11 protein-coding genes are annotated in these 13,118 nt (G+C 69.1%); 6 read left to right on the top strand and 5 right to left on the bottom strand.

From position 1 onward, the window contains the following. Positions 1-3 precede the first annotated feature (3 nt). Entirely contained in the window at positions 4-459 is a 456-nt protein-coding gene (locus ACT86A_RS03110; RefSeq protein WP_445090439.1) for an SRPBCC family protein, read from the bottom strand. A 131-nt stretch (positions 460-590) separates the two neighbouring features. Between ACT86A_RS03110 and ACT86A_RS03105 the strand changes: the two genes are divergently transcribed. Continuing rightward, on the top strand, positions 591-3,977 hold the full coding sequence (locus ACT86A_RS03105; RefSeq protein WP_445090438.1) for an AfsR/SARP family transcriptional regulator: 3,387 nt from the start codon (positions 591-593) through the stop codon (positions 3,975-3,977). 352 nt (positions 3,978-4,329) lie between these two features. On the opposite strand, the gene ACT86A_RS03100 is transcribed toward ACT86A_RS03105, so the two are convergent. After that, complete coding sequence (locus ACT86A_RS03100; protein WP_445090668.1) at positions 4,330-5,160, bottom strand: ABC transporter permease; 831 nt, start codon at positions 5,158-5,160, stop codon at positions 4,330-4,332. Positions 5,161-5,487: 327 nt separating this feature from the next. Beyond that, a complete protein-coding gene (locus ACT86A_RS03095; protein WP_445090437.1) occupies positions 5,488-6,480 on the bottom strand; it encodes an ATP-binding cassette domain-containing protein in 993 nt (330 codons plus the stop codon). Between the two features lie 274 nt (positions 6,481-6,754). Here ACT86A_RS03095 and ACT86A_RS03090 point away from each other — a divergent pair, with 274 nt between their 5' ends. Continuing rightward, positions 6,755-6,979 (top strand): Rv3202a family protein, encoded by a 225-nt coding sequence (locus tag ACT86A_RS03090; protein ID WP_445090436.1) that lies wholly within the window; start codon positions 6,755-6,757, stop codon positions 6,977-6,979. Between the two features lie 22 nt (positions 6,980-7,001). Here ACT86A_RS03090 and menD read toward each other — a convergent pair whose 3' ends face one another. Beyond that, complete coding sequence (gene menD, locus ACT86A_RS03085) at positions 7,002-8,645, bottom strand: 2-succinyl-5-enolpyruvyl-6-hydroxy-3-cyclohexene-1-carboxylic-acid synthase (protein ID WP_445090435.1); 1,644 nt, start codon at positions 8,643-8,645, stop codon at positions 7,002-7,004. Between the two features lie 160 nt (positions 8,646-8,805). Beyond that, a complete protein-coding gene (locus ACT86A_RS03080) occupies positions 8,806-9,252 on the bottom strand; it encodes a DUF6918 family protein (RefSeq protein ID WP_445090434.1) in 447 nt (148 codons plus the stop codon). Between the two features lie 256 nt (positions 9,253-9,508). On the opposite strand from ACT86A_RS03080, the gene ACT86A_RS03075 reads away from it, so the two are divergent. The 4 genes from ACT86A_RS03075 (at position 9,509) to ACT86A_RS03060 (ending at position 13,062) form a co-directional block, all read left to right on the top strand. Next, positions 9,509-10,402 (top strand): 1,4-dihydroxy-2-naphthoyl-CoA synthase, encoded by an 894-nt coding sequence (locus ACT86A_RS03075; protein WP_445090433.1) that lies wholly within the window; start codon positions 9,509-9,511, stop codon positions 10,400-10,402. Between the two features lies 1 nt (position 10,403). Continuing rightward, on the top strand, positions 10,404-10,793 hold the full coding sequence (locus ACT86A_RS03070) for a VOC family protein (protein WP_445090432.1): 390 nt from the start codon (positions 10,404-10,406) through the stop codon (positions 10,791-10,793). A gap of 351 nt (positions 10,794-11,144) precedes the next feature. Continuing rightward, entirely contained in the window at positions 11,145-12,311 is a 1,167-nt protein-coding gene (menE, locus tag ACT86A_RS03065; RefSeq protein WP_445090431.1) for an o-succinylbenzoate--CoA ligase, read from the top strand. 337 nt (positions 12,312-12,648) lie between these two features. Next, positions 12,649-13,062, top strand: coding sequence for a hypothetical protein (locus ACT86A_RS03060; RefSeq protein ID WP_445090430.1), 414 nt, complete (start codon positions 12,649-12,651; stop codon positions 13,060-13,062). Positions 13,063-13,118 lie beyond the last annotated feature (56 nt).

Raw genomic sequence — 13,118 nt, 5'->3', positions numbered from 1 at the left:
GGATCAGGCCGTCGCTGCCTGCTGCAAGCGGGCGAGTCCCTTCTCGAAGTCCCGGCCGACGAATTTGTCCATCGGGATGAGTTTGCCGATGAGGCCCATCAGGCCGGTCTGTTGTCCGGTCATCCGCCAGATCACCTCGGTGCCGGTCTCGACCGGGTCCAGCGTGAAGGTCACCTGATTGGTGGCCTTCATCGGTTTCCGGAATTCGAGGCGCACCCCGATCTGCCGCTCGCTGCTGGCGGTGATCTCCATGCCGCCCGCGCCCGCCTTGCGGTTGCCGCTCCAAGCGTAGCGGGCGCCCACGCCGGAGTCCGCGCCGGAATAACTGCGCTGCAACTGCGGGTCGAGGTCCTCCCAGGGCGACCACTGGACCCACTCGTGAAAATCGTTGATCAGCGCGTGCACTCGCGCGGGCTCGGCCGTGATCACAGCCGACCGGACCACCTCGAACTCAGCCATGAGATCAGCCTATGCGAGGCGATGACTCGCAGCGGCGGCAACAGAATCGTGTCGGCTCGGCCGGGCCGCTCGCCTACGATGACCGCGGGATGTTTCCGGAGCACAACGGCCCGCACGGCCACCGTCGAGCAGTGACAACGCCCGCAGGCGAATCGGTCGTGGTGGCCCTGCTGGGCGAGGTGTCGCTGCGCCGTGACGGTGCGCTGACGCCGCTGCCCGGTGCGCGTTCCCGGCTCCTGCTCGCGGCGCTGGCGCTGCGGCCGGGCCGCAGCCGCAGCGCGCAGGCCCTGATCGATGACGTCTGGGGCGAACAGCCGCCGCGGTCGCCGATGAACGCGCTGCACACCCAGGTCTCTCGGCTGCGTGCCGCGCTGCCGGAAGGCGCGCTGGAGATCGGCCCCGCGGGCTACCGGCTGACGTTCGGTGGCGGGCAAGTCGATGTGACCTCGGCCGGCGAAAGGTTGCGAGCGGCTCGCCGCTACTACACCGCGGGCGATCCAGCCGCGTGCCTCGCGGCGATCGGGCAGGCGCGGGCGCTGTGGCGTGGCGAACCCGGCGCCGACCTGCCCCCCGGTGATATCGCCGATGACCTGCGCGCCACGGCCGGGCATCTGCTCGCCGAACTCGACGACCTCGAGCTGACCGCGCGGGAGGGCGGCGGCGATATCGACGGCGCTCTGCGTCTGGCCCGCCGCCGCGTCGCCGCCGATGCACTGGACGAGGACGCGCAGCAGACCTTGATGCGTCTGCTGGCCGCGGCGGGGCGGGCCAATGAGGCGTTGGAATCTTTCGCGGCCTTCCGTTCCCGGCTGGTCGAGCAGCTCGGCGCCGACCCGGGACCGGCGCTTGCCGCGTTGCACACGGCGATCCTGCGGGGGGAGGGGGTGGGCCGCGCGGCGGCGCAGCGGGGCTCTACTGGTGTGTCCGCGGAGGCCGGCGGCTTCCGGAGCGGTTTCGCGCCCGCCTCGACGGCTGTGGCCGGTAGCGCGGCGGACCCATCGCGAGGACCGTCACACGCGGCCGAGCTCGTCGCGGAACCGCCGCCCGCCGCCATCGGCCTGCGCGCCGCGCCCAACGCGCTGTTCGGCCGTGCGGCCGAGCTCGCCGTGCTCGCCGACCTGCTGTGCGATTCGCGCGTGGTGACTGTGCTCGGCCCGGGCGGTGTGGGAAAGACCAGGGTCGCCAACGAAATCGGCACCCGCGCGGCAGGCTCGCGTCCGGTGGTGCTGGTCGAGCTCGCCTCGGTGCGCGCCGAGGCCGCCGACGCCAGAGTCGAGATCGAGGCGGCGATCGCCGCGACGCTCGGGCTCAGCGATGTCACCTTCGACCCAGCCGCACTGCGCTCCGGACAGGCTATCGACGCTCGCCGACGGTTGCACGATGCTGTGTCGGCACGCTCCATGCTGCTCATCCTGGACAACTGCGAGCACCTGATCGACGCCGTCGCCGTGGTGGTCGCCGACCTGATCGGCATCGCGAACCGGCTCACCGTGCTCACCACGAGCCGGTCGCCGCTGTCGATCACCGCGGAGACCGTGTATCCGTTGCCGCCCTTGACCATCGACCCGGCGGGCTCGCCGGCGACGGAGCTGTTCGCCGCGCGCGCCAGGGCGGTACGGCCGACCGTGCGGCTCGCCCCGGACGTCGTCGCGCAGCTCTGCCAGACCCTCGACGGGCTGCCGCTGGCCATCGAGCTGGCCGCCGCCCGGGTGCGGGTGATGAGCGTCGAGGAGATCAACGAACGGCTGGCCGACCGTTTCGCGCTGTTGCGCCACGGTGACCGCAGCTCGCCCGAGCGGCACCGCACCCTGCACGCGGTGATCGACTGGAGCTGGAACCTGCTCGACACCGCACAGCAGGTGGCGCTGCGCCGATTATGCCGGTTCCCGGCTGGATTCACGCTGTCGGCCGCCGAAGCGGTGGCGGGCGGCGCCGATCTGGTGGACGTCGCCGCGGCCGTCGACGGACTGGTCGATCAGTCGCTGCTCACCGTGCTGGATGACGAGGTACTCGGTATCCGCTACCGGATGCTGGAGACGGTGCGCGAATTCGGCGAAGAGCGATTGACCGGGATCGCGGGCGAGGCGGAAACGGTCGACACCCGAATGATGCGGTGGGCCAAGAACTATGCCGACGACGTGGCGCGCCGACATCTGACCGGCGATCAGTTCCGGCTCGCGCTGTCGGTGGCGGCGGAGCTGGACAATCTGCTCGCGGCGCTGCGCTGCGCGCTGGAACGACGAGACACCTCGACGGCGTACACGGTCTTCCCGGTGGTCGGGACACTGTGGGTGATCCGCGGTTCGCACATGGAGGTCGTCGCGTGGGCACAGCGCGTCGTCGAGCTGGACCCGATCGCCTTCGGTCCGGACGCCCCGAGCCCCGACCTCGTGCTCGTCACCTACGAGATGATGTTCCTGCACCTCGCTTACAGCGGCGGCAGCGCCCGCGAGCTCGCCCGGCTGCGCCTGCGGGCGCGCCGACTGCTGCGCCACCGCGCCGCCGATCTCACCGAGAACAACCGCTTCATCGGCCGGGTCGTGCTCACCAGGTTCGACGGACGCGGACTCGGCAGACTGATCGCCGAAGCTCTGCGCTCGACCGATCCGGAGACCAGGGCTACGGCGCTGCTGCTGCGCGCCAACGTCCGGGAGAACCTCGGCGATGTGCGTGGCTCGACCGTCGATGCGATCAGGGCGCTGGAGATCTTCGGGCACGACAACGTCTGGAGCGTGGCCATGGTGTGCCGCCACCTCGGCCAGGTATGCGGCCAGATCGCCCAGTACGCCGAATCGGTGACCTACTACCGCCGTTCGTTGGAGCTGCTGCAGCGGCTCGGCGCTTACGAGGACACCGTGGAGACCCGCAGCATGCTGGTTGCTTCGCTGGTGGGCATCGGCGAGCTGACGCAGGCCGAGCGGGAACTCGAGCTGGCGTTCGGCACAATGGATCTGGACACCTCGACCGGCGGGCGGAATCGGTTGCTGTCCACTGTCATGCAGAGTTCGGCGGAAGTGGCGTTCGCGGCGGGCGATACCGCGGAGGGTTTTGTTCGCTATCACCGCGCACTGGAACTGCTCGGCTGGCCGGGCCACGCGCTCGGACCGGGGCCGGGTGCGCTGATGCTCGCCGCGGCGGCGCTCGACGCGAAGGTGCTCTACGGTGCGGCCGATACCGCCGCGACCCTGGCCGCGGAACTGGCCGAGCTCACGGTGCCGCTGATGACGCAGTACCAGGACTTGCCGCAGATCGGCGCCGTCGCCTGTGCGATCGGCTCGTACCTCATGGCTGTCGGCCAGCACGTTTCGCGTGGTCTCGAGCTGCTCGTTCTGGCTCCGAATGTGTTCTGCCGCCAGGACTTTCCCACGATGCGCTGGGATCGGCACCTGGCCGCCGCAGCCACGATACTCGGCGCCGAGCGAGTCGGGGCGGAACGCGACCGGGTCGGCCACCTGCGCCGCAGGGACTCGGCCGACCGGATCATGCGGATGATCCAGGAACTGAACGACGCTCGCTGATCCGCACGGTGTTCGCGGCGGCGGGATCGATGGTGACGGCCCCACCCGCAGCGAGCAGGCCAGACCACGCGACGGCCGACTCGGCGCTTTCGGCGACAGGTCGGTGTCGACGTCGCTTCCCCCGCACGATCGGGCCGAGTGTCATGCCGATCGCCTCGGTGCCTTTCGTCGGTCTCGGGAAATCGGGGCCCTGCTCGGTGCACTGCGACGGAATGGCGGTGCACTCTGCGCGTTCCCGCGATGGTTGGGCGGCCATATATCGGCGCGGCGCAGTGGCAAACTCCGAGAGCTTGCACACGTGACGGCACGCCGGGCAACTGGTCGTCACCCGGCGTGCAGATCTTCGCGCGCTTCAGGCCCGGCGCATGTACGCCTTGACGGTGAGGGGGGCGAAGATCGCGATCACGACCAGCGAGCCGATCAGCGACCAAGCCAGGTCGCCGCCGTACGCGCCGCCGTTCATCAACTCGCGGCAGGCGTTCACCATGTAGTACACGGGATTCGCGTGGTTGAGCCCCTGCATCCAGCCCGGCATGGTGCGCACCAGCGCGAATGCGCCGGACATGAACGTCAGCGGAAACATGATCATCATCGAGATGCCTTGCACCCCCGCCGCGCTCTTACCGGTGACCCCGACCAGCGCCCAGATCCAGCTGATCGCAAACGAGCAGACCACGATGACCAGACTCGCCGCGGCGACACCGAACACGCCGCCTTCGGGCCGATAGCCGATGCAAAGTCCGACGATGATGGTCAGCACGGTCGCGATGATGTAGCGCACCATGTCCGCGATCAATGCCCCGGCCAGGGGCGAGATACGGGCGATCGGAAGGGATTTGAACCGATCGAAGACGCCCTTGTCCATGTCCTCGCGCAACTGGGTGCCGGTGACGACCGACGTGAGCACCACGGTCTGCACCAGGATGCCGGGAATCAGGATCGGCAGGTAGTCCCGCACACTGCCGCCGATGGCGCCGCCGAAGATGTAGGCGAACAAGGCGGTGAACAGGATCGGCTGAATGGTGACGTCGAACAGCTGCTCGGGCTTGTGCTTGATCTTCAGCAGGCCGCGGTAGGCCATGGTGAACGAGTTCGCCACCGCCTGCGCGATCGGAATCCGGTTGCTCACTTCGGGAAGCGGGGTCGGCGCGGCATGGTGCGCCGCGGTTTCGGTCGGGGTGATGGTGGTCATGCTGTGTCCTTCTATCGGTCCGTTCAGCGGTCCTCTGTCGGCATGTGTGGGCCCTCCGTGGTCACGCAAGCTGCCGCCTGCGGGCCTGACCGCTCATGCTGTGTCCTTTGTCGGCGTGAGCGGGGCCCTGCGTGGTTACGCTGTGCTGCCGCCTGCGGGCCTGACCGCTCATGCTGTGTCCTGTGTCGGCATGAGCGGGGCTCTGCGTGGTTACGCTGTGCTGCCGCCTGCTGGCCTGACCGCTCATGCTGTGTCCTGTGTCGGCATGAGCGGGGCCCTGCGTGGTTACGCTGTGCTGCCTCCTCCGGGCCTGACCGCTCATGCCGCGCTCCTGTCGGACTCGTCGGTGGTGTCGTCGGCCGGGTGGCCGGTGATGCTGAGGAAGACTTCGTCCAGGCTCGGCTTGTTCACGGTGAACTCGTCGACGTTGATCTCCCACTCGCGCAGGCGGATCAACAGATCGGCGGCGACACCGGCGTCGGGCAGTGGTGCGGTGAGCCGTCCCACCTCCGGGGTGATTTGAATTTCGATGCCGAGGAAATCGCCGATGATGCGGCGCGCCTCGTCCAACTGGCCGCGATCGACCAGGGTCAAGTGCAGGGAGGAGCCGCCCACCGACGCTTTGAGTTCGTCGGCCGTGCCGTCGGCGATCACCTTGCCGCGGTCGATCACCGCGATCCGGTCGGCCAGCTGATCGGCCTCGTCCAGATACTGCGTGGTGAGCAGCACCGTGGCGCCCTCGCGCACGAGGCGGCGGATGGTCTCCCACATCTGGGCGCGGGTCCGCGGGTCGAGGCCGGTGGTCGGTTCGTCCAGGAACAGCAGCGGCGGCGTCGCGATCAGGCTGGCCGCCAGATCGAGTCTGCGCCGCATGCCGCCGGAGAAGTTGCGCAGCGGTTTGGTCGCCGCCTCGACGAGGTCGAATTCCTCCAGCAGTTCGGCTGTCCTGCGCTGGGCGTCGATCCGGCTCAGGCCGAGCAGTCGGGAGAAGACGATCAGGTTCTCGGTGGCGGTCAAGTCCTCGTCGACCGAGGCGTACTGTCCGGTGACGCCGAGCAGCGAGCGGACCGCCGTTGGCTCGGCGACCACGTCGTGGCCGAAGATCCGGGCGCTGCCGCCATCCGGCCGCAAGAGCGTCGCCAGCATGCGAATGGTCGTGGTCTTGCCCGCGCCGTTCGGTCCGAGCACGCCGTACACCGAGCCCCGCGGCACCGCCAGGCTCACACCGTCGACGGCGCGCTGTTCCCCGAACACCTTGACCAGGCTGTTCGCCTCTACGGCGAGCGCTGAATGTGGTGCGAAAGAAGTCATGCCGATGACAGTGCCGGGCTCCGCTTGCACCACCCTTGCACGGCTCTGTCGTCGATGGCTCGCGTCATCGCGACCGGCGAGCACGGTCTCGCCGATCAGGCGATGACCGCGCGTCCGCTCACCCCGCGGGCGGATTCAGGCGGGTGAAATCCGGCAGGCCGGTAGTAGGGATAGGGGGTGGTGGCGCCGGCTTTGTCCAGTGTTCGTACGCCTTGATTGCGGTGTGCCATGTGGGGTATGCCGATCGTGGGGCCCACGTGGAGAGGAGCGCACGATGACAGATCCCCTTGCTGACGCGGTTCCCGAGGCCGATCTCGCGGAGCAGTCCATCCCGGCGTATCCCCAGGAGCCGGTGTTACCCGATGACGTATCGGAGTCGGAAGAAGGCGTCGAGCGGGTGGTCATCGAGCGCGACATCTGGAACGCCAATCCGGCGGACGTGGTCGAGCAGTCCATCTCGGTTCCGCTGGACGACGAGCTCGAGGACGAAGGCTACTGACCCGTTCGGATGTCGCCGCCGGTCAAGGCTGGATCTTCGCCCGCACCGACGCGTGCAGTTCCCGCAGGCTCGACCGCTCGGTGGCGACCTCCAGGACCCGCATGCCGTGCGCGTGCCCGGTCAGCTCGACGGCCAGCTGCGCTGGATCGACCTGTCGGTGCGGGATGCGGTACGCGGCGCACAGCGCGGCCAAATCCATGCCGTGTGGGGTGCCGAAAACCCGCTCGAACACGCCCGCGTAGTGCGGATCGCCCTGCTCGAGCAACTCGAAGATGCCGCCGCCGTCGTCGTTGGCCACCACGATGGTCAAATCGGCGGGCCGCGGTTCCCCGGGGCCGATGAGCAGGCCGGAAGCGTCGTGCAGGAATGTCAGGTCGCCGATCAGCGCGATGGTGCGGCCCGGGTGGTGCAGCGCGGCGCCGACCGCTGTCGACACCGTGCCGTCGATACCGGCAACGCCTCGATTCGACAGCACCTTGATCCGTGGGCGGGGGTGGGCGACCAGTGCCGCGTCGCGTACCGGGTTCGACGCGCCGAGCAGCAGTTGGTCGCCGTCACGTAGCGCGTCCATCACGACCGCGGCGACGTGCAGTCCGGTCGGCTTGGGGTGTCGTGCGAGTTCGGTGCGGACCGCGTGGCCGGCCTTCGCGTTCAGTTCGTGGCACTGATTCAGCCACGCGGCGCTCGGCGCGCCGACGCCCACCGCGCGAGTGCCGGTGCCGATCACGTTGCCGGACACGTCGGGCCAGCGTGGACCCGTAGTGAGCGCGTACACGCGGACATCCGGGTCGGCGAGCACCTTCGACACCTGACGGTGCAGCGTGGGTCGTCCGGTGATGATCGCCTGCTTGGGCCGCAGCAGTGGCAGCGCCAGCGGATGCAGCGCGGGGCCGTGCATGGGCGCGGTGGGTTCGGCGACGGTGGGCACCGCAGCCAATTCCGGCCGCAGCCCGGCGCCGTGTCCGGAGATCACCACGGTGTCGGGCGAAAGATCGAGATCGAGCGGCACGTCCAGCGTCGCGTACTGGGTCTCGGTCCAGGCGCACTCGCCCGCGCGACCCGCGGGAGCCGCCTCGTTCGGCGCCCGGTCGGGGACGAGGGGCTCGCGCAGCGGGACGTCGAAGTGCACCGGTCCCGCATTGCCGGAGCGGGTGCCGCGCGCCGCCGCGAGCACTCGGCAGACCGCCGAGCGCCACTGACTGTTCTGCTGGCCGTAGGGCGGATGGTCGGCGTCGCCCGCCTCCTGCTCCGCCAGGCCGAGCGAAATGGCGGCCCGGACCTGGCTGCCGAACAGGCCGGATTGCTCGACGGTCTGGTTGGCGCCGGAACCGAGCAGTTCGTAGGGCCGGTTGGCGCTGAGCACCACCAGCGGGACCCTGGCGTAGTTGGCCTCCAGCACGGCGGGGCCGAGGTTGGCCACCGCGGTGCCCGAGGTCATCACGACCGGCACCGGGAGCCTGCTCGCGAGCGCGAGTCCGACGGCGAGGAAGCCCGCCGTTCGTTCGTCGATCCGCATGTGCAGCCGTAGCCGCCCGGCCGCGTCGGCGGCTTGCAGAGCGAAGGCCAGCGGAGCGTTCCGGGAGCCGGGGCACAGGACGACATCCTGTACGCCCCCGCGCACGAGCTCGTCGACGACGACCGCCGCTTGTGCTGTAGACGGGTTCACGCCTCCAGACTGGCAGACCGTTGCGCCTGCGCCGCCGCCGGGAGGGGGATGTCTCAGTGTCTGTTAGGCCACGTTTCGCGGTGTGGCCGAGTTCGAGTCGCGCGTATGTCGCACATCGAGGGCCGGGCAGCCGACGCGCCCCGATGTGCGACCTCGCACGTCAGTTGGCGTGCTTCTGGACCAGGTTGCCGACCCGCGGCAGCGCCTCGATGACGTTCTTCTTCGCCGACGAGCGCATCGAGGAGTAGACCTTCTTCAGCGCCGGCCGGGTGGAGGCGTCGGCCCGTGCGTCGGTAACCGAGAGCAATGCCTCGGCGACCTCGTCGGACTTGGCGACGAGCAGATCGGCGAACGTGCCGGAGCCCGACGCGGCGTACTCCTGCCAGAACGGCTCCAACTGTGCGACGAGCTTGGGCGCCAACGACTCCAGCGCATCGGACACGATGGACGGGCTGATCTTCTTGACCGCCGCGTAACCACCCTTCACAGCCAGGCCGGACGCACCACCCTTGTCCGAGACCTCGGCGTCGAGAACCTCGACGGCATCGGCAAGGAAAGCCGGGCGCTTCGCGTCGTCGAGCAGGGATTCAGACAGTGCTGCAACCACTTTCAGGTTCCTCCGGATCAGTGTTGATGAACGAGCGAGGGCAACTATACGCACCCGAGCCAGCGTTCACCCGGCTACGGCTGCCGGGGCGGCAACTGCACCACCGGCGCTTCGCGGTCGGGCGGCAGATTGCCCTGCTCATCGAGTAATTCGGCGGCGATGAACACCCAGCGCCGCAGGCGCTGGAAAAACCGACACAGCCGCGAACCCGCAGCGCCGCGGGCGCGGCAAATCCAACACAGCAATAATCACAGGCGTGACGTTCAATCCGAAGCTGTGGCGGCCCGTTCCGGGATTCGAGAACCTGACCGACATCACCTATCACCGGCATCTCGAGCAGGGCACGGTGCGGGTTGCGTTCGACCGGCCGGAGGTGCGCAATGCGTTCCGGCCGCATACGGTCGACGAGCTCTATCGCGCACTCGACCACGCCAGGATGACGCCGGATGTCGGCGCGGTGTTGATCACCGGGAACGGCCCGAGCCCGAAGGACGGCGGCTGGGCCTTCTGCTCGGGCGGTGACCAGCGCATCCGCGGCCGCAGCGGCTACCAGTACGCCAGCGGCGATACCGCGGACACGGTCGACCGGGCCCGGGCGGGCCGGCTGCACATTCTCGAGGTGCAGCGGTTGATCCGTTTCATGCCGAAGGTGGTGATCGCGCTGGTGAACGGGTGGGCGGCGGGCGGCGGCCACAGCCTGCACGTGGTCTGCGATCTCACCCTGGCCAGTCGCGAGCACGCCCGCTTCAAGCAGACCGACGCCGACGTGGGCAGCTTCGACGGCGGCTACGGCAGCGCGTACCTGGCCAAGCTGGTCGGGCAGAAGTTCGCCCGCGAGATCTTCTTCCTCGGCCGCCCCTACACCGCCGAGGAGATGCACCAGATGGGGGCGGTGAACAAGGTCGTCGACCATGCCGAGCTGGAAGACGTGGCGCTGGAGTGGGCGGCCGACATCAACGGCAAATCCCCGCAGGCGCAACGCATGCTGAAGTACGCGTTCAATTTGCTCGATGACGGGTTGGTCGGCCAGCAACTGTTCGCGGGCGAGGCGACCAGGATGGCGTACATGACCGACGAAGCCGTCGAAGGCCGCGACGCGTTCCTGGAGAAGCGCGATCCGGACTGGACCCCCTATCCCTGGCACTTCTGATATGGACATCCTCAGCAGCCGGATCATCCTGCGTCCCGCCGACTACGCGGCCACGCTCGCGTTCTACCGCGACGGACTGGGGCTGGCCATCGCGCGGGAGTACCCGGGTGGAACGGTCTTCTTCGCTGGGCAGTCACTGATCGAGCTGGCGGCGCATGGCGGCTCGGACAGCTCGTCGTTCCGGGGCGCCATCTGGCTTCAGGTCCGGGATCTGTCCGATGCCGCCGCGGAGCTCGCACTCAAGGGCATCGCGATCGACCGCGGCCCCGTCGAGGAACCGTGGGGGCTGGTCGAGATGTGGCTGCGCGATCCCGACGGTGTGCCGATCGTCTTCGTCGAGGTCCCGCCCACGCATCCGATCAGGCGTGATTCCCGCTGGTCACCAACGTGAGGTCGGTTCGATCCGGCGGTTCGGCAGGCGGTGCCGAGTTGCCAACGGGACAACCGGCGAGGACGATAACGCTCAGATGGCACCCGACCGCCGATGTCCGGGCCAGCCGTGTCCGGGCCAGCCGTAGGCGCGGCCTTTCCGACGAGTGAATCGCAGTTCAGATGCCAGTCGTACGCGCGCCCCGATCCGTTCGGGTTTCCGCTCCGCTTCCGCGCCACTCCAGCAATTCGACCCGTCCCGCGTGCGGCGACGCGGGCATGACACGATCGCTGCCGTGAGGGTGCGCAGCGAGCTATCCATGGGCACAGCGGCTCTGGGCAGGACCGATCCAGGCGTGCGGCGAGGCGGGGCATGAGTAAGCCACTGCGAACCCTGCCGATGCCGACCGGATCTGCTCTCGGCGAAGTCATGCCGCACCTGCGGCACGCGCTGGAAGGGAACGCAGCCGCGTGGTTGCCGATCCCGACCAGCGACCGGCGTGAGACGAGGCGCCTGAGCGACGCGCTCTCGCCCGGCGAACCGATCGATGATGAGGTCGCCTTGGTGGTGACCACTTCCGGCACCACCGGGATGCCGAAAGGCGCGATGCTCAGCGCGGCGGCCCTGCGCGCCAGCGGCACCGCGACCCACGATCGGCTCGGCGGGCCGGGCAACTGGTTGCTGGCCCTGCCCGCCCATCACATCGCGGGCATCCAAGTGCTGCTGCGCAGCATCCTGGCCGGCACCGAGCCCACGGTGCTGGATGTGTCCGGCGGATTTCTCCCCGAGGCGCTCGCGGGCGCCATCGCGGGCATGCGTGGCGAACGCAGGTACACGTCCTTGGTCCCCACCCAGCTGATCAAGGCGCTCGACGCGCCGGTCGCCGCCGCGGCGCTGGCCGAGCTCGACGGCGTACTCGTCGGCGGCGCGGCCACCCCGCTTCCGGTGTACGAGCGCGCACGAGCCGCGGGTATCCGGGTGGTGCGCACCTATGGCATGAGCGAAACCTGTGGTGGTTGCGTGTACGACGGCGTGCCGTTGGACGGCACGAAGGTGCGTATCGAGAACGGCCGTGTGCTGATCGGCGGCGCGATGATCGCCCGCGGCTACCGCAATCAGCCCGACCATCCCGCCTTCGCCGAACCGGGCTGGTTCCGCACGGAGGACGCGGGCACGTTCGACGACGGCCTGCTCACCATCACCGGGCGGCTCGACGATGCGATCTCGACCGGCGGCCTGCTCGTCCTGCCGCAGGTGGTCGAGGCGGTGCTCAGCTCGCATCCCGCGATCCGCGAGGTGGTGGTACTCGGGGTGCCGGACGAACGACTCGGACAGCGCGTCGCCGTCGCCGTGGTGCCCACCGCGGGTGCGACCCCGACCCTGGCCGAACTGCGCGAGTACGTGCTCGACGAACTCGACGCCATCGCCGCCCCGCGCGAGCTGGCCGTGCTCGAGGAGATCCCGCTGCGTGGCCCGGGCAAGCCCGACCGCGCCAAACTCCGCGAATACCTGCTGGCCGGTTGGACGAACGGTCGCTGACGATCCCGGATCGAGTCCGGAATTCGATCAATTCCGGAGCGGGTGCCAGGTTCTCGAAGAGCGTGCTGCGCGTTGCCTGGACGGTTGCCAGGAATCTGCCGACCCGGTTGAGCGTCGTCGAACGACGGACCGCGAACTGCTCCATCCGGCGGCAATTCGGGACCTGATTATGCAGCGAACGTCTGGGTATTGCGTCGTATGGCCATGGGCGGTGCCGCAGTAGAAGTGCGCGGAGTTGGTGGGTCCTGCTTCGGCGCCGCAAACGACATGACTCGGTCTCCGGAGTAAACTCCGGTTTGCTCCCTGGTGTCCGAACGGTTAACGCGACGGAGTGAATATGAAAATTTCCGAAGGCGCGGTAGGAGTTGTCACCTGGACGGCTGATGTCACGACGGCCACGGCCGGCGCCGTCGGCGGCGCCGCCGTCAACGGTGTGCTCGGCGGCATGCAGGGTGTCGCGACCGGTGTGAAGAGCGGACTGAGCAAAGGCAGCCACTCGGCGCCGGCTGCGGCGCTGACGTTGGCGGCGATCGGCGCCGCGGGTTTGGTGGAGTGGCCGGTGCTGCTGGGCGTCGGTGGCACAGCCCTGGTGGTCCGGGAGCTCAGCCATCGGTCGGGTAAACAGGCGGCGCCCGCGGGGCACGCTGAAGTCGCCGAACAGCCCGCGGAAGACGACCGAACGGCCGGCGGAGGCGATGAAGGCGTGACCCCCGCTCGTAAGAGCGCGCCGCGGTCGCCGAGCAAGAGTTAGTCGCGGACGGTGGACCTGACCCGACTGGTACGGACCTCCGTGTCACTGCCGCTGCG

This window comes from Nocardia glycosmidis (assembly GCF_052545115.1).
The sequence above is the reverse complement of the archived record's forward strand: the minus strand, read 5'-3'. Positions and strand labels throughout refer to the sequence as shown.

Bases quoted from the DNA above. Each gene is read 5' to 3' on its own strand.
- ACT86A_RS03110 (WP_445090439.1), bottom strand. From the start codon at position 459: ATGGCTGAGTTCGAGGTGGTCCGGTCGGCTGTGATCACGGCCGAGCCC.
- ACT86A_RS03095 (WP_445090437.1), bottom strand. From the start codon at position 6,480: ATGACTTCTTTCGCACCACATTCAGCGCTCGCCGTAGAGGCGAACAGC.
- ACT86A_RS03090 (WP_445090436.1), top strand. From the start codon at position 6,755: ATGACAGATCCCCTTGCTGACGCGGTTCCCGAGGCCGATCTCGCGGAG.
- ACT86A_RS03070 (WP_445090432.1), top strand. From the start codon at position 10,404: ATGGACATCCTCAGCAGCCGGATCATCCTGCGTCCCGCCGACTACGCG.
- menE (WP_445090431.1), top strand. From the start codon at position 11,145: ATGAGTAAGCCACTGCGAACCCTGCCGATGCCGACCGGATCTGCTCTC.
- ACT86A_RS03060 (WP_445090430.1), top strand. From the start codon at position 12,649: ATGAAAATTTCCGAAGGCGCGGTAGGAGTTGTCACCTGGACGGCTGAT.